The organism is Vibrio sp. H11 (assembly GCF_004804295.1).
GTDB lineage: Bacteria > Pseudomonadota > Gammaproteobacteria > Enterobacterales > Vibrionaceae > Vibrio > Vibrio ostreae.
On the sequence record NZ_SSHN01000009.1, the window covers coordinates 80,369 to 104,530 of the forward strand.

Annotated in this window: 17 protein-coding genes; 3 read left to right on the forward strand and 14 right to left on the reverse strand. The window is 48.4% G+C overall.

Features of this window, described 5'->3' with window-relative positions:
* Positions 1–424: 424 nt before the first annotated feature.
* On the forward strand, positions 425–664 hold the full coding sequence (locus E6C74_RS14570) for a hypothetical protein (protein ID WP_136486478.1): 240 nt from the start codon (positions 425–427) through the stop codon (positions 662–664).
* A gap of 84 nt (positions 665–748) precedes the next feature.
* Here the strand turns inward: E6C74_RS14570 and E6C74_RS14575 are convergent, their stop codons facing one another.
* Together E6C74_RS14575 and matP are read right to left on the reverse strand one after the other, a co-directional pair.
* Positions 749–1,066, reverse strand: a complete 318-nt coding sequence (locus E6C74_RS14575; RefSeq protein WP_136486480.1) for a DUF3634 family protein — start codon at positions 1,064–1,066, stop codon at positions 749–751.
* An 11-nt stretch (positions 1,067–1,077) separates the two neighbouring features.
* Positions 1,078–1,527, reverse strand: coding sequence for a macrodomain Ter protein MatP (gene matP / locus E6C74_RS14580; protein WP_136486482.1), 450 nt, complete (start codon positions 1,525–1,527; stop codon positions 1,078–1,080).
* Positions 1,528–1,792: 265 nt separating this feature from the next.
* Between matP and E6C74_RS14585 the strand changes: the two genes are divergently transcribed.
* Complete coding sequence (locus E6C74_RS14585) at positions 1,793–3,442, forward strand: Lon protease family protein (RefSeq protein WP_136486484.1); 1,650 nt, start codon at positions 1,793–1,795, stop codon at positions 3,440–3,442.
* A gap of 65 nt (positions 3,443–3,507) precedes the next feature.
* Entirely contained in the window at positions 3,508–4,026 is a 519-nt protein-coding gene (gene fabA / locus E6C74_RS14590) for a bifunctional 3-hydroxydecanoyl-ACP dehydratase/trans-2-decenoyl-ACP isomerase (protein WP_136486486.1), read from the forward strand.
* 159 nt (positions 4,027–4,185) lie between these two features.
* Here the strand turns inward: fabA and rmf are convergent, their stop codons facing one another.
* The 12 genes from rmf to prc form a co-directional block, all read right to left on the reverse strand.
* Positions 4,186–4,359: a ribosome modulation factor gene (gene rmf / locus E6C74_RS14595; protein ID WP_136486488.1), complete on the reverse strand. Its 174-nt coding sequence runs from the start codon at positions 4,357–4,359 to the stop codon at positions 4,186–4,188.
* Positions 4,360–4,524: 165 nt separating this feature from the next.
* On the reverse strand, positions 4,525–6,243 hold the full coding sequence (locus E6C74_RS14600) for a DUF3466 family protein (protein ID WP_136486490.1): 1,719 nt from the start codon (positions 6,241–6,243) through the stop codon (positions 4,525–4,527).
* Positions 6,243–8,159, reverse strand: coding sequence for an ABC transporter ATP-binding protein (locus E6C74_RS14605; protein WP_136486492.1), 1,917 nt, complete (start codon positions 8,157–8,159; stop codon positions 6,243–6,245). Before E6C74_RS14605 ends, E6C74_RS14600 begins: the two co-directional genes overlap by 1 nt.
* Positions 8,137–8,379 (reverse strand): glutaredoxin family protein, encoded by a 243-nt coding sequence (locus tag E6C74_RS14610; protein ID WP_206208420.1) that lies wholly within the window; start codon positions 8,377–8,379, stop codon positions 8,137–8,139. The genes E6C74_RS14605 and E6C74_RS14610 overlap by 23 nt, the downstream gene beginning before the upstream one ends.
* Before the next feature lie 26 nt (positions 8,380–8,405).
* A complete protein-coding gene (gene rlmKL, locus E6C74_RS14615) occupies positions 8,406–10,529 on the reverse strand; it encodes a bifunctional 23S rRNA (guanine(2069)-N(7))-methyltransferase RlmK/23S rRNA (guanine(2445)-N(2))-methyltransferase RlmL (protein WP_136486496.1) in 2,124 nt (707 codons plus the stop codon).
* A gap of 529 nt (positions 10,530–11,058) precedes the next feature.
* Positions 11,059–11,604 carry a cell division protein ZapC gene (locus E6C74_RS14620; protein WP_136486498.1) on the reverse strand — a complete coding sequence of 182 codons (546 nt, stop codon included), beginning with the start codon at positions 11,602–11,604 and terminating at the stop codon, positions 11,059–11,061.
* Between the two features lie 209 nt (positions 11,605–11,813).
* Positions 11,814–12,824, reverse strand: a complete 1,011-nt coding sequence (pyrD, locus tag E6C74_RS14625) for a quinone-dependent dihydroorotate dehydrogenase (protein WP_136486500.1) — start codon at positions 12,822–12,824, stop codon at positions 11,814–11,816.
* Between the two features lie 73 nt (positions 12,825–12,897).
* Positions 12,898–17,739 (reverse strand): NAD-glutamate dehydrogenase, encoded by a 4,842-nt coding sequence (locus E6C74_RS14630; RefSeq protein WP_136486503.1) that lies wholly within the window; start codon positions 17,737–17,739, stop codon positions 12,898–12,900.
* Between the two features lie 185 nt (positions 17,740–17,924).
* Positions 17,925–18,146 carry a DUF2835 domain-containing protein gene (locus E6C74_RS14635; RefSeq protein ID WP_136486505.1) on the reverse strand — a complete coding sequence of 74 codons (222 nt, stop codon included), beginning with the start codon at positions 18,144–18,146 and terminating at the stop codon, positions 17,925–17,927.
* Between the two features lie 110 nt (positions 18,147–18,256).
* Complete coding sequence (gene pepN, locus E6C74_RS14640) at positions 18,257–20,863, reverse strand: aminopeptidase N (RefSeq protein ID WP_136486507.1); 2,607 nt, start codon at positions 20,861–20,863, stop codon at positions 18,257–18,259.
* A gap of 305 nt (positions 20,864–21,168) precedes the next feature.
* The gene (locus E6C74_RS14645) at positions 21,169–21,843 is read right to left on the reverse strand and encodes a hypothetical protein (RefSeq protein ID WP_136486666.1); all 675 of its coding nucleotides are present in this window, start codon (positions 21,841–21,843) and stop codon (positions 21,169–21,171) included.
* Positions 21,844–22,151: 308 nt separating this feature from the next.
* On the reverse strand, positions 22,152–24,152 hold the full coding sequence (gene prc / locus E6C74_RS14650; protein WP_136486510.1) for a carboxy terminal-processing peptidase: 2,001 nt from the start codon (positions 24,150–24,152) through the stop codon (positions 22,152–22,154).
* Positions 24,153–24,162: the final 10 nt, after the last annotated feature.

A 24,162-nucleotide genomic window follows, 5' to 3' on the forward strand; every position in this document is an offset into this window, starting at 1 on the left:
TCTTAAACTGGCAACTTCCCTACTTTATTCGCTTGGTTATGGCCAAGTCAGTGACGTTGAGACCGTGTCTCGTACCAATGAAGTTCGGACGGTTTGGCTTGTGGATTCACGGATTGAAACACCTCCTAAACTAAGCAATTTACAACGATGATATTGGGCAGTTGTGTGAGGCGTATTGAGACTAGATGTGTTGTTGTTTTAGATTCGACCTTAAAAATAGTTATAGTGCATCAGATATGGCTATTTAGGTCATATTCATGCTTTTCCAGATAAACCTCTGATAAGCGATTTCATACCATTTGCTATCAATTTGGACAAATCAAAAGTATTCACCCTAAGAGCCTTGCAATCATAGTTGGTTATACTTTTGATATATAATGAATTTTGCTATCATAGCCAGCCACATAGATGATATGAAATTACCATGGCAATAACTATCCGCGATATAGATAACCACCAACTGATGTTATCGCAACTCAAAGAGCTGACTGAGCTCCCTACTATGTCAAAAAGCCTGATTCAGGGCGGCTACCTGGCTTTGCAGTATCACCAACTTTACCAACAGCAACAAGAAGAGAATCAACAGCTGCGCGCAGAGCTAGAAACCTTACGTGCCAAAGTCGATGGTTTTGTCGATGCATTTGAAGCCTTGAAACGACGTTAGGCTAAGCTTTCGTCACCCAAAGAAAAACGGCTGAACACAGAAGTGCTCAGCCGTTTAGCATAAATATGTGACCTGGTAACTTAATCAGCGCCCTTTCTTGGTATTGCCGTTACTGCTCTTAAAGCCTTGATGCGGAAAGACATTACGAATGCGCTGCTGAATTTTTTTCGGAACCTGATTCGAGAAGACCAGTTTCATTCCCGTGCGTTGTTGGTAGACTTTCAATTCCCCATCAAAGGGGGTCACCTCACCGATTTCACTGACATTATGTTTAAATGCCGGCGGAAAATGGCCTTTCACATTTTGAATGGCACCATCTTTAAATTTCACTTTAAGTACCGGTCGGTCAACCGCAACCAGCCAGAAAATCACAATCGCAGCTACTAAAATCACATACAGCATATTGCTTACTCCTAGTCAGACAGCAACTTACTCAGGTCTTCTTTCAAGTTAGATACAGTGCGGCTGGCCTTTTCGCTGCGCGATGCTTCACTCAGCAGATATTCAATCGCGTCCGATAAAGTACAGCCTAAGTCATTAGCGCGAACCGACAATTTTTCCCACACACGGTAGTCCAGATCGATCGACTTTTTGCGCGTGTGTAGCTGCTCAGCATTGAAATGGCGTTTACGCTTGGCACGAATAGCCTGCTTGAGTTTATTCTCAAGCTCGGGAGCCATATGCTGTTCAATCCACTCGAGCACCAGAGTTGGCTCATGTTCGATGGACTTCAAGTTCTGAACGGCGGCATCCGCTTCACTGCGATCGATATGGCATGTGATTGCTTCGCCATCTTTCCACTTTTTAATGAGATACTGCCACTTCCAACCACATTCAAGGTTTTCAAGTTGTTGATATTTCATGCCAGGCAATTCCGGTTAACGTTAGGGTGACAGCGTAACCCAGAAGTGACTTAACTTTCAATTCAATCCGCAAAAAACACGACTGGGATCATTAAACTTTCAGTCAGTTACCTTAGATTAAAACGGTGCTGTATGCTGAAGAGTATAGCGTGAGTTCGCTGGCTATTGAGACAAATCGAAAATATCCACTCTGTGTTCATCTTAGCTATTCGTGCATCCGGTTTTTCTATATAATTTGGCTCTTTTTCATCATTTCGACGATTCAATGACACAAGATATCTGGCGTCTGGCGACGCCTCAGTATGACCAGTTCAGCGCTGACTTTTCTCAATACCCGAGCCTGCCATCTGTTTCTCTGTTTGAAACCCAGAGCAGACTTTCTCTCGCACTTGAACGATTCATACATATCAAGGGTTTTAGTCGCATTCTGCTGGTGAACGGGCCTGACAACTCGATTTACCGGACATTAATCAAAGAGCAGCTAGAGCATGCTAATCCGGCCCTGCCGATCATCACTACCGAAACGCTCGACATCAGTGCCATATTCGGTCAGGTGAAAGCGCAACGTGGCGAAATCATCAGTCAAATTCCGGGGTTACTGGATAAAGCCAATCATGGCTATCTGATTGTTTCAGCGAATTTATTGCTGGCAAACCCTCTGGCGTGGCCAATGCTTAAGTCTGCCGTTCTTGGCGACCCGATCTCTCCGATCAACTGCGATCCTAAGTCACCATTGCACACCACGATCAGTAAAAATTACAACATCAAACTAATCGTACTTGGCGATCGCACCCAACTCGGTGACATCGATTATCTTGATGCTGATATTCACTCAGGCCTGTGTCTGTTTAGTGAACTAGAGATGGACATTAAAATCGATACTGATTCAATTCAGAATTACCTCGGCTATCTGCGTTGGATTACTAAGCGTTACACACTGCCTGAGCTGGACAGCGGCGCCATTATCGCGCTGATGACGGCCGGCGCACGTTATACCGAAGATCAGCACTATGCCCCGCTATGCGTGATGTGGCATCGTTCACTGCTGGAAGAAGCGGCCCTGCTGAGCCAGGGACAATTGATTAACAAAGCGCACATTGAACAAGCGCTTGACCAACGCTACTACCGTGAATCTTATCTGCCGCAGCGCGCACTGGATGATATTCTCGATGGCCAGGTCATTATCGAAACTCAGGGCGAACAGATTGGCCAGGTGAACGGCCTGACCGTGATTGAAGTGGCCGGCCACCCAGTTTCGTACGGTGAACCGGCGCGCATCTCCTGTGTTATCCACTTTGGTGATGGCGATATTTCTGACGTGGAACGTAAAGTGGAGCTTGGTGGTAACCTGCACGCCAAAGGCATGATGATTATGCAGGCGTTCGTCAGCAGCGCGCTGGATCTGGATATGCCATTGCCATTCTCCGCTTCGGTCGTATTCGAGCAGTCTTACAGTGAAGTCGATGGCGACAGCGCATCTCTGGCAGAACTATGTTCACTGGTCAGTGCCCTTTCTGAATACCCGATTGACCAACAGATTGCGGTAACTGGCGCAGTCGACCAATTTGGCCGTGTGCAGGCCGTTGGCGGCCTTAACGAAAAAATTGAAGGCTTCTATCGAGTATGCAAGCATAATGGCTTTACAGGTAAACAAGGTGTCATTCTGCCCAAAAGTAATCTAAAACATCTTGCACTTCATCAATCTGTCGTCGAAAGTATTAAGAATGGCGAGTTCAACATCTGGCCAGTATCCAATGTGGATGAAGCGATACCTGTCCTGATGAAGAAGCCGTTCCGTGGTGATGATGAAGAAAGTGTCATCAGCCGAATAGCGGAACGAATTGATAACTTTGAAAAACACGTTCAGCCACAAGGATTTGTGGAACGCGTCAAAAACTGGTTTGTTTCGAACTGATCGGAGTTGTTTGGCGTACACGTGTTCACTAACATGCACCCTATCAAAAATTGGAGTAATTGATAATGCAGAACAAACGTGACTCTTATAATCGTGATGACCTTCTAGCCTCTAGCCGTGGCGAGCTGTTCGGTCCTGGATACCCTCAACTTCCTGCGCCTAACATGCTGATGATGGATCGCGTGACTAAGATGTCTGAAACAGAAGGCGATTTTGGTAAAGGCCTTATCTTAGCTGAGCTGGACATCACTCCTGATCTTTGGTTCTTTGACTGTCACTTCCCAGGCGATCCGGTCATGCCTGGCTGTCTTGGCCTGGATGCGATGTGGCAACTTGTTGGTTTCTTCCTTGGCTGGGTTGGCGGCAAAGGTAAAGGTCGTGCACTGGGTGTTGGCGAAGTGAAATTCACTGGTCAAATCCTGCCTACAGCGAAGAAAGTGACTTATGAAATCCATATGAAGCGTGTTGTTAACCGCAAACTGGTTATGGGCCTGGCTGATGGTCGTGTTCTGGTTGACGGCAAAGAAATTTATGTGGCTAAAGACCTGAAAGTTGGCCTGTTTACAGACACTTCAGCGTTTTAAGCACCTGATTTTATCAAAACCGCTCAAATGAGCGGTTTTTTTATAGCCAGCACACTTAGTTATAGTGCATTAGATTATACGTATTGAAGTCAAACCCACTCGTTGTGCAGACAAATAAAAAGCCCCTTTCGGGGCTTAACTTCCTGAGTATGTGGAAAATTATTTATAGAGACCTAAAGTTTTATCTTCTCTAGCTTCTCGCCAACCACCTAGCCAATTAGATCGGGCATCCATCTGCTGATACGGGCATTCTTCTTGTGAACGGCCGTTAAGACCCGCTTTGTACCCTTGAGATTGAGCTCGTTCCAGGCGATCACGCTTCTGTCTCTTCATAGTGCAGTCCTCATACAGTAACTTGTGTCTAACTTACAACTATTAAAATAGTGTGGCATTTACATGACCACACCAATAAGAATTGCTCAAAAAACGCACTTTCTCAAGGTAAAAAAAAGCACAAGTCCAGATCTGTGAACTTGTGCCTCGTTTGACAAATTTTTGCTATTTTCTACGGAACCCAAGCAAGCCCAGAACCGCCAGCATCCACACCCCGAAGCTACCACCACTGCGTTCTGTGGTCATCTCGTCTGTGCCACGCGCGCTGATGTCTGCGCTGGTTGCACCAGGGATTGGCATCAGCTTCACCGCAACCGTGGTCTCAGTACCGTCACAGCTCGCGTTATACGCCGTGGTTGAGTAGCCACCATCACACTTAATCGCTGTTGCAGCAATCACGCCCGCATCGTTAATATCAGATGCATCGATAATGCGATACTGGTTGTTGTCACTTGAGTACGTGCCGCCGTTGGTCAGGTTGTCCAACCACCACCCTTGATCGTTAAACACCGCGCGACGGGTTTCATCGGTACCTGTTCCATCATAAGGGTAGATAAACGCGCGCTTACGACGTGGTTTACCATTTGATTCACGCACAGATTCCGCGTCAACCTGGCCGACAATCTCATTGTAGTTATTGATGCCGCCCGCCTTACCGCCAGCGCCATCAAAGAAGATACCACCGCTCAAATAAGTTGCCCTTGGCGATGCCACATCATCCACCACAAACACGCGATTTGAGGCCGCACCGTTGTAAATACGGCTGCCACTGCGTTTAGCTTCACCGATCGCAACCCGGTTGCTGTTGACCGCGGTAGCAACAGTGTTACTGTAAATGTACTCACCGCTTGCATAGCCGCTTTCACGGATAGTGGCGTTAGAGATGGGGGTTGAGGTCCAGTTGCCGGCCGTCATTACATCACTGCTACTGCTAACCGAATACACTACCGCGTTCATGTAGTTACTTGAATCGCTTTCATAAGTGTTGTAACCGACGCCATAAATATTACCGTCACTGGCCTGAACAAAATCGCGCATACTACCCTGCGCCAGACGGTTATTACGCTCATCACGTACACCGGTTCCCCAGCCAAGCTGAACAGAATTACCAGAAGCGTCCCAAACTGCAGCTTTAGAGGTGTAATAATTGCCTTCAGAGTTGTTAGCACTGGTCGCGATACTACCCACTGTATAGGTGCCGTCGGTCCTCCATGCTCGTGTCTGGAAAGTATCGGTAAACGTATCGTTGGTCGTGCCCACAAAGCCCGTCACCTGATTACGACGATACGTTGTCACGTCACCAGTGGTAGCAGCAATCCCCACCGGCTCACCTGCGTCAGTCAGGCTGTTAACCACCACGTTTTGGGTCTCGTCCACCGGCGTCCCCGTGGTCGAGCTGCCAGTAAAGGCGATCGAATTTGGTGTTGTGTTACCGCTCAGTTCTTTGTACCACTGATTCCAGCGTACTGAAGCCCAGGCTTCACACGTTGCATAGCGCAGCTGGTTATCACAATAGCTTTCGAAATCGTCCCGGCTCTGGATATAGATGAATGCGCTATCCATACCAAACGGCGCTTCTTCACGATAACTCAGACCATCCACCGCTTGACCAGAGTTGATTTCTGCCGCACGAGTCTCGCCGGCCAGCGTGAAGTCGTCTGCCGTACAATTGGTCGCAGCCGAGTCAAAACAACCTAATGCGGCCTCTGAACCACCGGTCGCCGTTCCGGGCTGAATGGCAACACCAAAGCTGCTTTGATAGTCAAAGGTGGTACTTGGTTCGACTTCCACCACCTGATATAGCGCAGCAGAGGCTGTGCCGGAAGACAGAATCGCGGCGGTAATCAGTGTCAGTTTAAACTTGTTACTTATCATCGGTTTCATTAACTTTCCTGTTGCATTGCCTCGAGCTCTTCCCAGCGCTCGAAAGCAACTTCAAGCTCCTGCTCAGTCGCAGCTAACTTGTCTAAAATGGGTTGTGTCTCTTCGACAGGCCGACCGAAAAACTCCGGGTTATTGACCTGCTGTTGCAGAGCTTCAATCTCCGCTTCTAATTCTTCGAGTTTGACAGGCAACGTTTCCAGTTCGCGCTGCAGTTTATAGGATAACTTCTTCGACTTCGGCTTTGCAGCCGCCGTTTTGGGAGTTTCCTCAACCACTTTCTCTGTCTTGACGGTTTTTTCAACACTGCGCGTCTGGCGTACTTGCTGACGTTGTTGCTGAGCGTCATGGTAGCCGCCAACAAACTCTTCTATCACACCGTCGCCTTCGAAAATCCAACTGGAGGTCACGGTATTGTCAACAAACTCACGATCGTGACTGACCAACAATAACGTACCCTGATAATTGGCAAGCAATTCTTCTAAAAGTTCCAGAGTTTCGATATCTAAATCGTTGGTTGGTTCATCAAGCACCAATAAGTTGTTTGATTTAAGGAAAATCCGCGCCAGTAACAGGCGGTTTTTCTCACCACCTGACAATGCTTTGACCGGGGTACGTGCGCGTTTAGGCGCAAACAGGAAGTCTTGCAGGTAACTCAGAGCGTGGCGTGGACGCCCGCCGACCATCACTTCCTGTTTACCGTCTGCCAGGTTATCAATCACCGATTTTTCCGGATCGAGCATTTCACGATACTGGTCGAAGTAAGCCACTTCCAGCTTGGTACCGCAATGGAGGCGGCCGCTGTCCGGTTGCAGTTCTCCCAGCAGCAGTTTCAGCAGCGTACTCTTACCACAGCCGTTTGGCCCCACCAGCGCGATACGATCACCGCGCATAATGTTAAAGCTGAAATCACTGACAATCGCTTTACCATCGATGGCATATTGCAGGTGTTCCGCTTCGAACACAATTTTGCCTGAACGCGCGGCATCATCGATTTGCAGATTAACTTTACCCTGCACTTCGCGACGTTCACCACGTTCTTCACGCAGCTTTTTCAGTGCCCGAACCCGGCCTTCGTTACGGGTACGACGCGCTTTAATGCCCTGACGAATCCACACTTCTTCCTGAGCCAGTTTTTTATCGAACTCCGCATTTTGCATCTCTTCGATTCGCAGTTGCTCTTCTTTATCCACCAGATACTTGTCATAGTTACCCGGGAAAGAATTCAACTGGCCGCGGTCCAGATCGACAATGCGGGTCGCCATAGACTTGATAAACGCGCGGTCGTGGGAAATAAAGATAATCGAACCACGAAAATCTTTCAGGAAGCCTTCCAGCCATTCGATGGTGGTCACGTCCAGATGGTTGGTAGGTTCATCAAGCAACAGCACATCCGGATCGCACACCAGCGCGCGAGCCAGCGCGGCTTTACGCTGCCAGCCACCGGACAATTCAGTCAGCTTAGTGTGGCCATCCAGATTAAGTGCATTGAGCACGTTGTTGATGCGGTCTTCAAAGCGCCAGGCACCTGAGTGCTCCAACTGCTCTTGAATGCGCGCCAATCGGTTGATATTCGATTCGGTTGGCTCGACCGCCACCAGATCCAGCAGATCCTGATAGATCTTGAGCTGATGTCCCACTTCTGCCAGGCCACCAGCCACGTAATCATACACATTGCCCTGTTGGTCGCGCGGCGGATCCTGCTCGAGACGTGACACGACGACATCCTGGGTGACCTGCATTTTGCCGTCATCCATTTGGACTTCGCCGGCTAACACTTTCATCAGCGTAGACTTGCCTGCCCCGTTACGGCCTACCAGACAGACGCGCTCATTTTCCTGCAGCGCAAAATCTGCATGATCAAGCAAAGGGTGATCGCCAAATGCGAGTAAACCGTTATGAATGGTAATTAATGCCATTATCTTCTAACCATTGAGTTAATTCGTTGAGATCAAAAGGCCAATTCAGCTCTGAATGTTGATATGCGAGGACAGGAATAGTGACCCCGTAACGAGAAAACAGAGCGTCGTCGAACGCAATGTCGACGACCTCTACATGATGAGCTGCATTAGCCTGCGTTATTAATTGATATGCCATTTCACAAAGGTGGCAGCCTTCCGTACTGTACAGTGTAATCATATCCATTGTGCCAACCTTCTGAGCTGTTATTGCTGATGAGTCACCAGCCAGCAGTTGTGAATGTGTTTGTTGCGTTCAAAGTCCAGCGGCAGTGTCTGAGAAGAGATGTTATTCGCTTCCAGCCCCAATGCTGCCAGCTGTTCCAGATCCATCTTAAAATGGCGCTTGTTGTTGGAGAACACAATGGTTCCGTTCGGACGCAGAATGCGCTTCAGGTGTGTCATCAACTGGATATGGTCGCGCTGAACATCAAAACTCTGCTCCATACGCTTGGAGTTAGAGAATGTCGGCGGGTCAATAAAGATCAAATCGTACTGACCAGTTGCTTTCTCCAGCCATTGCAGGCAGTCAGCCTGAACATATTGATGCTGACGCCCTACCTGGCCATTTAATGCCATGTTCTCTTTTGCCCAGTCCAGGTAAGTTTTCGACATATCGACCGTCGTCGTCGATTTCGCACCACCTACAGCAGCATGCACTGTGGCAGAACCGGTATAAGCAAACAGGTTAAGGAAGTCCTGACCTTTGGCCATCTGGCCCAAACGACGGCGAGTCAGTTTGTGATCCAGGAACAGACCCGTATCGAGATAGTCGTACAGGTTAACAATCAGCTGTACGCCATATTCGTGCGCATGCATCTTCTCGGCCTGCTGACCCAGTTTCTGATACTGATTCGTGCCTTTTTTCTTCTCACGAACTTTCAGCACCACACTATTGGCGTCAACGCCGGTAACCTGAATCGCTGCACGAATAATATCGGTCAGACGACGTTTGGCTTTCTCTTCCGGAATATTCTTCGGCGCCGCGTACTCCTGAATTACCAGGTGATCAAGATAGACATCAATCGCCACGTTGTATTCCGGCAGGTCCGCATCGTAAATACGGTAACAATCCAGCCCTTCGCGTTTGGCCCACTTACCAATTTTACCGATGTTCTTCTTCAGGCGATTAGCAAAATCCGGCGCAATCAGGCTCTGTTGTTGCTCGCCCTGTTGTTGAGACGCTTCACGTGCAGAAATACTGTAGTTCTTCTGATGACATGGCAGTGCACCGTTATTCATCTTGAACTGTTTCTCAGCCCGCATACGCAAGCAGCTTAGCAACTCATCGGAACTGGAGAAAATCGATGCCTGACAGCCGCCAAACTCCGCTTTCAGTTGGGCACCAAAGGCAGTATACAGCGCAATCAGGCCCGGATGAGTACCAAGTCGCTCACCATATGGCGGGTTACACACAATCACGCCTTGCTCGAAACCGGCCGGACGTTTAACCGTCGCAGCATCGCCTTCCGCAAATTCAATCAGCTCACTGACACCAGCGCGACGTGCGTTGTCTTTAGCAACCTGTACAACACGCGGGTCGTTATCGAAACCAAAAAACTTAGCGTCAACTTTCTTGACGCCTTTACGTGCCTGAACGTTAGCTTCGGACTTAATGGTCGCCCAAAGCTCCGCATCAAAATCTTCCAGTGCTTCAAAGCCCCATTTTTCACGCTTTACACCGGGTGCAATATTGGCGGCCATCATTGCCGCTTCAATCAGCAAGGTACCAGAGCCGCACATCGGGTCGAGCATTGACATGGTCGCATCCCAACCGCTACGCAAAATAATGGCAGCAGCCAGAGTTTCACGCAGCGGTGCTTTACCCGACTCCGGGCGATAGCCACGTACATGCAGGCCGCTACCAACCATATCGATCCCCAACAGGGCTTTGTCTTTGTGCAGGCGAACGTGCAGACGAAGATCAGGTTGATCTTTACTGATCGACGGACGAGGCAGATTTTTCTTCTCGAAACAATCAACGACCGCGTCTTTGACTTTCATCGCACCGTATTGGCTGTTACGAATCTCGCGGTTGGTACCATTGAAATCAACCACGAATTTCTTCGAACTGTGGAAATGGTTAACCCAGTTGATTGCAGTCGCCGATAGGTAAAGATCCATATCGTCCTGACAAGTGAACTCTGCAACCACACGTACGAATCGAGAAGCGAGGCGGCTCCATAAGCAACAACGGTAAATTTGCTCCTTTGTCGCCTTAAATTTCACCCCTGCCTGGACTGGCTTGGCGTCGGATATGCCTAAATTTGTTAATTCTTCGACTAACAGGTTTTCAAGACCGTTCGAAGTCACCGCTAGATACTGATTCATAGTGCTCTTTAACTGGTAAAAATGGTTTCAGATTATAACTGACATTAAAGGTCATGCCTAAATCTAAACGAATCATTTCTTTAAAAACCTGCCTAGTTGGCGAATAGAGCAGCAATAACTCCTTTCGTTATCCAACAACCACTCTGCCTTCCAATCGAGCATTATTTGACCTGGTTATCAGCCTTAAAGCGATAGTGAGTATTTATTCACATCTAATTTGGTCTATACCAAACGATAAGCATGACTGTAATTTAGCTACAAAAGCAGGGAAAACCGGAATAAACTGGTGAATTTACACTCGGCATCAGGCAGAAAAGACGTCACTTCAGCCTTGCAGACGGGAAACTAATTAGTGAAAAGTTTGAACTTGAGCCCAATTTTTTGGCAGCACTAAGTCAAGATAAGTGAACGAAGACGGGTCAAAGCAGGAATTTCAGGCAAAAAAAATCGGCCTGAAGCCGATGGGAAATATAAAAAGAAACGAAATAAAGTAGGGAAACGTTTGTGATGCGGAGCTAAGGGTAGCTGATTAACCAACCAGAGCCATGGTCGGTTCCGCAACAAAAATATGGTTGGCGTTGGCCATGCGGTCATGCATGACTTTAATCACCTGACCGAATTCAAGCTGTTTACTTCCATTCAGTACAAAGGCATCTAAATCAGCTAAAGCACACAAGCTGGCACTCTCTCCGACTTCCAGAACAATGAAATAGCCCTGATTATAACCGTTAACCAGGCTGACGATGTCCCCTTCCTCAGGTACAGACTCATCGCCCTGGTAATCAAAGAACCAACTCTTAGGCTGAACCGGTTTATGAAAACGCTTGGCCGCCACACAATACAGGGCGAGTTCAGCTTTACGTGGTTCGCTTAAATCAAGGCCGCTGATGCGTTCCTTGTATGTTTGATAGTCTGATGCGTCATCAACACTAAAGTGATTATCGGTGAACCCGCAGTCCACCAGCAGGTTGCGACTGAGATTGGTACGGAATACCATCTCCTCGCCCAGGTCCAGCATCAAATAGCCTTCGCTATCTGAATAGTACCAACTCCATTTGTCACTTGGTTTAAGCATTGTTCCGATTCTCAATTTATTAATTTTCAAACGATTAGGTAAAACGCTTAATTACCTTTGCCAACGAATTACTCTAATTCTAAGAACGCAACAGTAAAAAAAAAGAGGAAATGATTATCTCATTCCCTCTCTCGTCACCTTGTCACTTCTGACAAAATGATCTTGCATGTCAGTATCTTGCTAAGATTGGTTGTGCCAGCTTGACTTGCTCACAGATTCTTAACGATGTTGCTGACCAGTTTCGGACCGTGATAAATAAAACCACTGTAGACCTGAACCAGTTTTGCACCCGCCATCAGTTTCTCTTTAGCGGCAACAAAAGAATCAATACCACCCACACCAATGATCGGAATCTCATCACCCAGTTCTTTATACAGACACTTGATCACTTCCGTACTGCGCGATTGCAGCGGACGACCACTCAGGCCCCCTGCTTCATTGGCATTCTTCATCCCTTCCACTACGGAACGATCTAAGGTGGTGTTAGTTGCAATCACACCATCAATCTTATTCTTCAACAGTGACTGACAGATTTGCTTAAGCTCTTCATCGGTGGAATCCGGTGCGATCTTCAGTGCCAGCGGAACATATTTGCTGTGCTGAGTCGCCAGTTGTGCCTGACGCACTTTCAATGCCGCCAGCAGTTCATCCAGTGCTTCACCATATTGCAGTGTACGCAGTCCCGGTGTGTTCGGGGATGAAATGTTAACGGCAATATAACCTGCGTGCGGGTAAACCTTATCCATACAGATCAGGTAGTCGTCTACCCCTTTCTCGATTGGCGTGTCTTTGTTCTTACCGATGTTGATACCGATGATGCCGTCGAAGTTGGATTTCTTTACATTCTCAACCAGGTGATCCACACCTTCGTTGTTGAAACCCATACGGTTGATGATGCCCTCTGCCGGGATCAAACGGAACAGACGAGGTTTGTCATTACCAGGTTGAGCGCGCGGAGTGACCGTGCCTACTTCAACAAAGCCAAAACCCATTGCGCCAAACGCATCGATACATTCACCGTTTTTATCCAGACCAGCTGCAAGGCCTACCGGGTTTTTGAAGGTCAGTCCCATGCATTCGACAGGACGGTCAGGAAGGTGTTGACGATAGAAGAGATCGAGAGGTGTACCAGTGAAACGTTTGAAATTTTGAATGGCGAGTTCATGCGCCTTTTCAGCATCCAGTTGAAAAAAGCCAGCTCTGGCTAAGCGGTAAAGCATTGTGCCTCCGAAAGAAAAAAGCCCCGATTAAACGGGGCGTTATTATTGACGTATTTGTCTGACAATTCAATTGTTATTCGGTTGCCTGACAGTTTAAGTTGAGCAGCATCAATTCCCGCATCGCTACAGAGAACTTAGCAAACTCATGCACAGTACCGACTTTGAACTCATTAAGTATGTTTTCCCAGCGGTGCAACGACATCTCGTTCGCTTCGATCCAGCCGTCCAGCAGGGTCATCACATCATTACACTCGGTATCACAGCCACAATTAAGTACCTGAGCCGTGAGCTGGCGTTGTTGCCAGTCAAGATCTTCGCGGAACGCCGCACGGGCAAGGGCCTGCCAGTTATTGTCGACCGCCTGACCATTGATCTGTTTCAGGAACCAATGCAGTGAGAGTCGATCGCCAAGGTTGAAGTAAAGTTTGGCTGTTTGCTCAACACTTTTACCACTTTCACGGGATACTGTAGATATATCCAGTACTGAGTAGAGGCTCGACAGGCGGGCAACATAATGGGCCAGTTCAGACTCTACGCCCTGTTTCACCCAAGCTTCTGCCATTGCACTGTGTTCAGCCACTTCATCAGCCACCAGCAATTGGTCCAGTTGTTTGGCGATGGCTTTTACATCGGCCTGATAACTGTCAATCAACATCTGCACGGAAGGCTTCGCGGTCCGGTTACGCAGGAACCAGCGCGACAAGCGACGCAGGGTGCGGCGTACATGGAACATCACATCATACTGTGCTTCACTGCTCGCTTTGTTATCCAGCTTGCGCGCTTTATCCAACACAGAATCGAGTTGGTAAATTTCACGTGCGGCTGCATACGCATTAGCAATATCAACGACGTTAGCCCCTGTCTCTTCCTGCAAACGGGTAATGAAGTTACAGCCCATCTCATTGACCATCTGGTTGGCCAGAGCAGTCGCAATGATCTCTTTACGCAGCGGATGGTTGTTCATCTGCTGAGAAAAGTCACGGCGTAACGCAGATGGGAAGTAACGAACCAGCTGAGTGGCATGAAATGCATCATTGGCGATGTCGTCACACGCCAGTTCGTCTTTCAGCACCATCTTACCGTACGCAACCAGCACGGCCAGTTCCGGACGAGTCAAGCCCTGACCCTGTTTTTCACGCTCAAGCAGAGTTTCATCATCCGGAATATATTCCAGGCCGCGATCCAGGTGACCGGCTTTTTCCATATGATGGATAAAGCGAATCTGCTCTTTTACTGCGGCAACACCTTGCTGCTCTGTCACAGAAATCGACTCAGACTGGGTGTAGGCGTCTTCAATTACAATCTCACCCACTTCCTGTTCCATCGATTCCAGGATCTGGTTACGCTGCTTGATAGTCAGATCGCCATTCGCTACTAAGCCGTTAAGGAAGATCTTGATATTGACTTCGTTATCCGAACAGTCCACGCCACCGACGTTATCAACAAAGTCGGTGTTAACCCGGCCGCCGTTCAGCGCATATTCCACCCGGCCTAGCTGGGTCATACCCAGGTTACCGCCTTCACCAACAATCCTGGCTCGCAATTCGCCGCCATCAATGCGCAGCGCATCATTGGCACGGTCGCCAACATCAGTATTGGTTTCCCGTGATGATTTCACATACGTACCGATACCGCCGTTCCAGAGCAGATCAACTTCCATTTTCAGGATCATCTTGATCAGCTCATTTGGCGCGGCGCTGGCTTTTTTCGTACCGAGCATTTTCTGAATTTCTGGTGTCAGGCTAATCGACTTCGCTTTACGCGAGAAGATACCGCCGCCTTTAGAAATCAGCTCAGCGTTGTAGTCTTCCCAACTGGATCGCGGCAGATTAAACAGGCGCTGACGCTCATGCCAGCTTGATGCTGAATCCGGATCCGGATCAATAAAGATATGCAAGTGGTTAAACGCAGCCTGCAATCGGATATGTTGTGACAACAGCATGCCGTTACCAAATACGTCACCGGCCATATCGCCGATACCCACAGCGGTGAAGTCTGTGGTTTGGCAATCGATACCCAGTTCACGGAAGTGGCGTTTGACTGATTCCCAGCCACCTTTCGCGGTTATCCCCATCGCTTTGTGGTCGTAACCGTTTGAGCCGCCCGAAGCAAATGCATCACCAAGCCAGAAGTTATATTCTTCCGATACCGAGTTCGCCAAATCAGAGAAGGTCGCTGTACCTTTATCAGCGGCGACAACAAGATACGGGTCGTCTTCATCGTGGCGCACCACATTCTTCGGTGCGATCAGATCGCCTTCGATAATGTTGTCAGTGACATCCAGTAAGGCGCGAATAAAGCGTTTGTAACAGCGCTGACCTTCCGCGAAGATCTCATCACGGGTCGTCATCAGGTACTGTTTCTTACACACGAAACCGCCTTTTGCTCCCACCGGCACAATCACGGTATTTTTAACCTGCTGAGCTTTCACCAGACCAAGAATTTCGGTACGGAAGTCTTCCTGACGATCAGACCAACGCAGACCACCACGCGCCACTTTACCGCCACGCAGGTGGACACCTTCAATGTCCGGTGCATAAACAAAGATTTCAAACGCAGGTACCGGGGCAGGAATATCCGGGATCTCGCTTGGTTTCATTTTCAAAGCCAGCCACGGTTTCGGCTGTTTGTGCTCGTCGGTCTGAAAATAGTTGGTACGCAGCGTGGCACTGATCATCTCCATATAACGACGCAGAATACGATCATCATCCAGGCTTTCGACGTTATCGAGTTGTTTGGTCAGTCTGGTCATTAAATCGGCCTGACCTTTAGCGGCGCCTTTGAACTTCGGATCAAAGCGGCGCAGGAACAGATCCACCAGCCCCTTGGCCAGTTCCGGATAATGATTGAGTGTTTCTTCAATGTACTGCTGACTGAACGGGAAACCGACCTGACGCATATAACGTGCGTAAGCGCGCAGAATCGACACTTCACGACCGGTCAGTGACGCACCAAGAACCAGACGGTTGAAACCGTCATTTTCCAGGTTACCATTCCAGATCGCCGCAAACGCCTGTTGGAAACGATCGCGCGCTTCACGCAGATCAACCTGCTTGTCGCTCTTATGCAGCATAGAGAAATCAAGGATCCAGTAGGTCAGACCGTTTGATTTAACGACCTCATACGGTGACTCCCCGATCACGCGCAACCCCAGATTTTCCAGCATCGGCATCACATCCGACAGATGGATAGGTTCATCGCGATGGTACAGTTTCATGCGTACCGCTTTAGAATCCTTGCTCTCTTCCTGCGGTCGATAGAACAACATACCGAGCTTGTTATCTTCATCCAGAGATTCCAGCGTCTCAATATCCGCCACCGCTGAGCCGGGCATCATGTCTTCTTTATACGAGCGCGGGAACGCATGCAGGTATTGCTTCGACAGAGGCAGACCTTTACTTTCGCCCAGATTCGCCACGATCGCTTCGGACAAGCGATCATCCCAACTCGTAGATGCTTCCATTAAGTTTTGCTCTATTTTCTTCACATCAACGTTCATGTTGTTGTTGTCCACACGAACAATGTAATGAGTACGGGCCAGCGGGCTTTCTGAGAAATAAGTGGTGAACTCCACTTCTTGCTGACAACCGAAATAATGTTTGAGAATGCGCTGCGTATGGCGACGCAGTTCGGTGTTGTAACGCTCTTTGGTCACATACACCATGCAACTGAAGAAACGGCCAAACGGATCTTTACGCACAAACAGACGGATCAGGTCGCGATCCTGCATCTGGACCACGCCCATGCCCACTTCAAGCAGCTCTTCTTCACGCGCCTGCAGCAGTTCATCACGCGGGTAATTTTCCAGAATATTATGCAGCGCTTTGTAAGCGTAGGAACCCACCCGATAACCACTGGCTACCAGTATCCGCTCGACCTTTTCGCGGATCAGAGGAATACTCTCGACTGCCTGGTTGTACACGGCTGAGGTGTAAAGGCCGGTAAAACGGTGTTCGCCAATCACTTTGCCTTTGTCATCAAACTTTTTAATGCCGATATAGTCGGTATAGGCCGGACGGTGAATACGTGACTGTTTGTTGCCTTTGGTCAGAATGAGCAGAAACGGCTTTTTCGCTTCCAGACGTGCCGAATCCGGGAAATTCGACAACTTCACGCAGCGCACCCGACTGGCCAGAGAGAACAGGCCAAGGCCCGCTTCTTCGGTCGGACGTAGCTCGGTATCACCTTCTACATTGACCAGGTCATACTCTTTGTACCCCATGAAGGTAAAGTTGTGATTACCCAACCAACGCAGAAATTTGAGCGTTTCTTCATAACGATCAGCGTCAACCGGAATACGATCTTTCTGCTGCTCGAGAGAATGGATGACCTGTTCCAGTTTCGTCGCCATGGGTTTCCAGTCCTGAACCACCAAAGCGGTGTCATTCAGAATGGCCAGAATCTCATCCTTGAGTGCATTCATTTCTTCCTTGCTGCTCAGCCGGTCCACCTCAATGTGAAACAACGACTGCAGTGGCCCTTCGCCCTGATTGATGTTGTCAATCGAACCATCTGCTTTGCGGGCAATTTGAGTCGGGCCATTGAGCATCAGGTGAGCCGTCAGTTCCAACCGGCTTAACGCCATCTTAATCGAATCAACCAGAAACGGGCTGTCCGGCACCACAATCTCAACGATGGTATGCGTGGACTGCCAGCCCTGCTTACTGACGGTTGGGTTAAACACCCGAACCGAGCGCTGCGAAGGCAATTGTTCACTGATGTGATGCCACAGGCTGACTACAGCACCATAAAGGTCGGATTCATTACGTTCAATCAGATCGTCCTGAGCGACGTTACTGAAGAGATGTTGGGCGAGTTGGGTGACGAGGGGTTGATGAGCAAGCTCAAGTTTGTCTTGAATCAGTTGATACACTTTTTCAAGCAGAACCGGCATTAAACTTTCACGCGCGGTCATAGGCGACTCCAGATATTAGAATTATATGCTTGTAAGGTATGCAGTAAGCATAGTGCTTACACTTGGTGATGCATGGACTATTGTAAAAGTTTTATTGATAAAACGTTAATGGTTTTAGGGCCAGAGCGCGGTGAAATGTTTGAGAATGTGACTGATGTACCTGTTTAAATAACTACAAAAATCCTTTATGGCAGAACTTCTAGCTTTACGAACTTGTTATTGTGGTCAGTTGTCAGACGGAATCGACCTTTTACTCCAATCTGACTCAGAAATGGTCGGAAACGACTGGCCGGTAATTGCAGACGCAACCCCTGTTCTGTCACAACCAGTACCTGGCTGGCGGCGCCGCTGTAATGGGAAAGAAATGCCTGATAGGAAATATTGAGTGAAAAAAAATAGTGCTTCACGTTCAGAGCTCTACGGATACCAATGGATTAATAAACTAAGCAACAAAAACAAGTGGCACCGCAGTGCCACTTTTCATCTCAACCGGCGGCAAACAGAGCCGGATTAACGCTTACTGTTCCAGCGCCTTGGTCACTTTCTCGTACAGATCACGCGCCAGGTTATCCATCGCTTTCAGCCCTTCCAGCTCGGCTTTGATTAATGCCTGACGTTCTTCATCATAACGACGGAACTTCAGCAGCGGATCGATAAGACGCGAAGCGACTTGAGGATTACTGCTGTTCATTTCACGCAGAATCTCACCGGCAAAGCGGTAACCTTCGCCGCTCTTAGCATGGAAACGGACCGGGTTCATGTTCAGGAAAGAGCCAATCAGGCTGCGAATCCGGTTCGGGTTTTTCATGCTGAACGCTTCATGACTCATAGTGGCTTTAATCACGTCAAGCGCGTTTTCTGCCGGGTTACAACCTTGCAGCGCAAACCATTTATCCATCACCAGACCATCGTGTTTCCATTTAGCGCTGTAATCCGCCATCAGAGTTTCACGACACGTCAGGCCGGCACTGTTGGCGGCTGCCATCGCGGCCATGGTGTCGGTCATGTTGTTGGCTTGCTGATATTGCGCTTCGGCCAGGGTATTACCCTGCTCAGTAAAGGCCAGATACGCCAGACACGTATTGCGCAGTGCACGGCGACCAATCGCGGCATGCTCAATCGAGTACTCGTCTTGTTTGAGCACATGATAGGTCGCGCTGAACTCATCCTGCATTTCTGTTGCCAGAATCACTTTCAGTGCTTTCAGTACGTTCGCAATCGCATCCACGTCAACACGCTTGTACCAACCCGACACTTCATTATGGCTTGGCAGGGACAGCATTTCCGCAACAAACGCCGGCTCAAGTTCATCACTGAGCAGAACGCCACGAAATGCATCCACAACTGACTCAGGCAGAGTGACGTTGTCACCATTTTGCACACGCTCGATGTTGTCGCGGATATATTTCGCCAGCAGCATCTGACCGGCATCCCAGCGGGCAAACTCATTGCTGGCGTGAACCATCAGGAAGGTCAGTTCGTCATCACTGTATTGGTAATTCAGTTTCACCGGTGCGGAAAACTCACGCAGTAAAGATGGAATCGGCTGCTCTTGCACATTTTCAAACACAAAGGTCTGTTTGGCCTGTTTCACATCCAGGACATGTCCAACCCGCTCGCCATTACATTGTAACGGAATGACCCGGCCATTTTTTGCATACAGTTCAACGTCAAATGGAATATGCAGCGGCTGCTTCTCCTTTTGATCCTGTGTTGGCTCAGTGACCTGCTCTACCGTCAGGGTGTAAGTCTGCGCCGTGGCGTCATACTCACTGCTAACCGTCAGTTCCGGTGTTCCGGACTGGCTGTACCACAAACGGAACTGCTTAAGATCCACGCCAGACGCGTCTTCCATCGCCGCGACGAAATCTTCACAGGTGGCTGCGGTACCGTCATGACGTTCAAAGTACAGTTTCATCCCTTTCTGGAAGCCTTGCTCGCCCAGCAAGGTGTGCATCATACGAATCACTTCGCTGCCCTTTTCATAAACGGTCAGGGTGTAGAAGTTGTTCATTTCAATCACTTGATCCGGACGAATCGGATGTGACATCGGGCTGGCGTCTTCCGCAAACTGCGGCCCACGAATAATACGGACATTATTAATGCGGTTTACTGCCCGTGAGCCCAGATCAGACGAAAACTCCTGATCGCGGAATACCGTCAGACCTTCTTTAAGGCTGAGCTGGAACCAGTCACGACAGGTTACGCGGTTACCAGTCCAGTTATGGAAATATTCATGACCGATAACCGCTTCAATCCCCAGATAATCGGTATCGGTTGCGGTTTGCTCATTCGCCAGTACGTATTTAGAGTTAAACACGTTCAGGCCTTTGTTCTCCATCGCGCCCATGTTAAAGAAATCAACCGCGACCACCATATAGATATCTAGGTCATACTCGAGATCGAAACGCTCTTCATCCCATTTCATCGCGTTGATGAGTGACACCATCGCGTGATTAGCACGATCCAGGTTACCTTTGTCGACAAAGATTTCCAACGCTACGTGACGACCGGATTGAGTGATGTACTGGTCGCGCAGCACGTCAAAATCACCAGCAACAAGCGCAAACAGGTAAGCAGGTTTGGGATGCGGATCTTGCCACGTCACCCAATGACGGCCATTATCACTGCTACCCTCAGCAATTTTATTACCATTGCTGAGCAGGAACGGATACTGGGCCTGGTCTGCTATCACTGTGGTGGTGTATTTCGCCAGCACATCCGGACGGTCGAGATAATACGTAATACGACGGAAACCTTCGGCTTCACACTGAGTACAGAAAGCACCTCCGGATTTGTACAAACCCTCCAGTGCGCTGTTCGCTTCGGGATTGATCAGCGTAACAATCGTCAATTCACATTGGGCCGGTAGCGAGCGAATTTCTAAACCTGCTTCCAGCAAGGTGTAATCCTGCCAGTCAGCGCCATTAACTTGCAGCGCTTTTAATTCCAGTCCTTCTCCATCAAGTGTCAGCGTCGTAGTCTGACCCATTTGTTTGACTTGAGACACCGCGCTCACTGTGGTTGCAGTATCATGCAGATCAAACGTCAATGCGATATCAGTAATGGTATGAGAAGGCTCTTTATAATCGGTACGATATTTGGCCTGTGGATTTTGAGCCATGGTCGGAATCCTTTTGACGTAATAAGATGTGACTAATTGAGGGGCCAGAACGCGGGTTAAGCAATGCACTATCCACCCTGAAAACAATCGTCGCTGCCCATAACGATATCGATCTTAGGCCTGTCAGCGCCAATAACAACCCCCACAATGCAAAAACGAGGTATTTTCACCAAATACCTCGCTCTCTTCAGGCTAATCCCTGCCCGGATGCTTTATTTTTAGTCAATCCGCTTTGTTGCAGTCCAAGTAAGCACACGCCGCTTAACCGCATCACCATCGGCAAGCTAAGTGCCTCGTATCCCACATTATCTGACCCTGTCCAGTACGGCGAAGACAGACCCGTTTTCCACTTCCAGCGTCAGTTGGTCATGGTTAAGGGTAAACTGTGTATCGTGTTCTCCATCTTCAAACATCAACACAAGATGATCGCCTTCCGTATAGAACACACCCTGATGGAGAGCTTCTCCCCCTTTGCCGCCACTGGCCCGAAACAGAAAGACGAAATCCGGTTGGAGAATTAAATCAATACTTTGCAGGTCTCCGGCAGACAAATCATTACCAGATAACGAAGTACTCGACCAGATTCCCGCCAGAGAGTTAGACAAGGCTTTTGTAAATAGCACCCCATTCAGATGAAGCAGATTATGGCTGCTTTTATACTGGTAAACTTGCGGCTCGTCAGAGTTAAGACCGAGAATAATGGTATCGTTACTGGCCGAATACAGGCCTTCCCAGTGGTCGACACTGTAGTCTTTCTTCTGGATATCAATCGAAAAGGTGTAGTCAGATTCAAAATTGAGCCGAATAGCCAAGTAGTTCTCTTTTGATTCCTGTGGATTAGGATTAATCAGATACCAGTCACCCAGCAAAAACGGCTGGTCAAACTGAGTTAAATCCCGGTTGTCTGAATCTCGCACGCTAAAGGCTGAGCCAGAAAACAACAAGCTCAGACAAGCGATCATTATCGCTAACCATTTCATCACGCTTCCCCTCACTTAAAAATATACTTTTCTTTAAGCTTAGGATCGCTACAGTAATAACGCGAAATTATTTGATGCAAATCACAATTACAACCAGATTCAATACTTTACCGACCGTTTTATTGAGCAGGTAACCAATTTGATTTTGTCTTAGTTGAAATTCGTCAACTCTATCCATCAAACCCTAGTGGTTCTTTGGTAAATGCAAATTCCGACATATGAAAACTCTGCCATTTGCCGTCACCTGGCTTTTTGACAATAAAAAAGCGGACTCGAAAGCCCGCTTTTCATTTTATTGTCACCGTCAATTAAGACTGCTTAATCATATCTACCATGATGGAGACAGATTCATCCAGATACGCATCTGGTGCTTCATAATCCTTCGGCACATCTTCGAGTTTCTTGTATTCAGGTTTACCCAGCGCTTTCTGGCGAACGTTAATGCGATCCAGACGTTCCTGATCCGCTTGCTCACTTTCCTGCTTACGTACTTTTTCATTCAAAGACAAACTATTATCGTCTTTTTCAGCTTTGTACTTAGCGATATCTTGCTGAATAAAACCAAACTCGCGATCGGTCGCGATACGCTTCTGGTGCTGTACATTGAGCGCTTCAATCTGCTTATGGAAATCATGTAACGGGCTGTATTTAGCCTGATCAATGCTATCCCATGGCAGCGCGTTATCTTCCACGCTCTCACCGGTATCTGCAGCGTCGATAGCCGTCGGGAACGCAATGTCCGGGATCACGCCTTTGTTCTGAGTACTTCCGCCATCGATACGGTAGAACTTCTGAATGGTATACTGGACGTAGCCCAATTCTTTATCGAACAAATCATAGATATGATTGAGCGAACGATGCTGTTGTACCGTGCCTTTACCATAAGAGTTTTCGCCCAGGATAATCGCACGACCGTAATCCTGCATCGCCGCGGCAAAAATCTCAGAAGCCGAAGCACTGTAACGGTTTATCAATACCGTCATCGGACCGCTGTAGCTGATTTTGCCATCGGTATCGCTGTTCACATTTACCCGACCATAGCTGTCACGAACCTGTACAACCGGGCCACTGGTGATAAACAGACCAGATAATGCCGTTGCTTCGGTCAGTGCGCCGCCGCCGTTATTACGTAAATCGACGATGATGCCGTCAACATTTTTCTCTTTCAGCTCAGCGATCAACTTATCCGTATCCTGAGACAGACCAACGTAGAAACTCGGAACTTCAAGCACACCGATTTTCTCACCGTCTTTGTCGATGATCTTCGATTTCACCGCACGGTCTTCAAGACGAATTTTATCACGAACAATTGTGACAACGTGACTTTTCGCTTCCTTACCTTCCGGCAAGATCTGCAGCTTCACCTTGGTACCTTTCGGCCCTTTGATAAGCTCCACCACATCGTCCAGGCGCCAACCGATGACGTCAACCATCTCCTCGCCATCCTGACCGACACCGATAATGCGGTCACCTTCTCCCAACTGTTTACTGTTAGAAGCAGGCCCACCAGCCACGAGCGAGCGAATCACCGTGTAGTCATCGGTCATCTGCAGCACAGCACCAATGCCCTCCAGAGAAAGATTCATCTCTGACTGGAACTGCTCTGCATTGCGTGGTGACAAATAACTGGTGTGCGGATCAACCTGGCGGGCAAACGCATTCATGTACAACTGAAACACGTCTTCACTATGGGTCTGGGTCAGACGCTTAATCGCGTTGTTATAACGTTTTTCCAGCGTCTCTTTGATCTCAGGCCAGGTCTTGCCTGCCAGTTTCAGATTGAGTGCGTCGTACTTGACGCGCTTACGCCACAAATCGTTGATTTCTGCCAGATCTTTCGGCCAGGCCTCTTTCGAGCGATCGAGCTCAATGGTCTCATCACCATCAAACTTGATTTCGTTATCGAGCAGAGACAGTGCGTACTGAAAACGTGCAAAACGTTTCTCCATCGATAAGTTATACAAGTCAAACGCGATCTGGTTATCGCCCGCTTTCAGTTGATCATCAAGTTCGACGGACCAGGTTTTGAACGAATCAATATCCGCTTGAGTAAACAAGTTGCGATTGTAGTCCAACATCTCAAGATAACGTTCAAAAATTGCTTTAGAGAACTGATCGTCGAGAGTGAAATGCTTGTAGTGAGAACGAGTAAATCTGGATGTGACTCGTTTGCTCGCCGTTTCATGCTGAACTTCTGGAGCAAGAAGAGGAAGGTCTTCTTTATGGAGTTTGGCTTCGAGAGCCTGAGCTGAAGACGCTGCCAGCCAGAGGCCAGCAGCGATCAGAGTTAATTTTGAACGGCATTTCATGCGTAGGAGA

Coding starts and splice junctions, on each gene's coding strand:
- E6C74_RS14570 (WP_136486478.1), top strand. CDS start 425: ATGGCAATAACTATCCGCGATATAGATAACCACCAACTGATGTTATCG.
- E6C74_RS14575 (WP_136486480.1), bottom strand. CDS start 1,066: ATGCTGTATGTGATTTTAGTAGCTGCGATTGTGATTTTCTGGCTGGTT.
- matP (WP_136486482.1), bottom strand. CDS start 1,527: ATGAAATATCAACAACTTGAAAACCTTGAATGTGGTTGGAAGTGGCAG.
- E6C74_RS14585 (WP_136486484.1), top strand. CDS start 1,793: ATGACACAAGATATCTGGCGTCTGGCGACGCCTCAGTATGACCAGTTC.
- fabA (WP_136486486.1), top strand. CDS start 3,508: ATGCAGAACAAACGTGACTCTTATAATCGTGATGACCTTCTAGCCTCT.
- rmf (WP_136486488.1), bottom strand. CDS start 4,359: ATGAAGAGACAGAAGCGTGATCGCCTGGAACGAGCTCAATCTCAAGGG.
- E6C74_RS14600 (WP_136486490.1), bottom strand. CDS start 6,243: ATGAAACCGATGATAAGTAACAAGTTTAAACTGACACTGATTACCGCC.
- E6C74_RS14605 (WP_136486492.1), bottom strand. CDS start 8,159: ATGGCATTAATTACCATTCATAACGGTTTACTCGCATTTGGCGATCAC.
- E6C74_RS14610 (WP_206208420.1), bottom strand. CDS start 8,379: ATGATTACACTGTACAGTACGGAAGGCTGCCACCTTTGTGAAATGGCA.
- rlmKL (WP_136486496.1), bottom strand. CDS start 10,529: ATGAATCAGTATCTAGCGGTGACTTCGAACGGTCTTGAAAACCTGTTA.
- E6C74_RS14620 (WP_136486498.1), bottom strand. CDS start 11,604: ATGCTTAAACCAAGTGACAAATGGAGTTGGTACTATTCAGATAGCGAA.
- pyrD (WP_136486500.1), bottom strand. CDS start 12,824: ATGCTTTACCGCTTAGCCAGAGCTGGCTTTTTTCAACTGGATGCTGAA.
- E6C74_RS14630 (WP_136486503.1), bottom strand. CDS start 17,739: ATGACCGCGCGTGAAAGTTTAATGCCGGTTCTGCTTGAAAAAGTGTAT.
- pepN (WP_136486507.1), bottom strand. CDS start 20,863: ATGGCTCAAAATCCACAGGCCAAATATCGTACCGATTATAAAGAGCCT.
- E6C74_RS14645 (WP_136486666.1), bottom strand. CDS start 21,843: ATGAAATGGTTAGCGATAATGATCGCTTGTCTGAGCTTGTTGTTTTCT.
- prc (WP_136486510.1), bottom strand. CDS start 24,152: ATGAAATGCCGTTCAAAATTAACTCTGATCGCTGCTGGCCTCTGGCTG.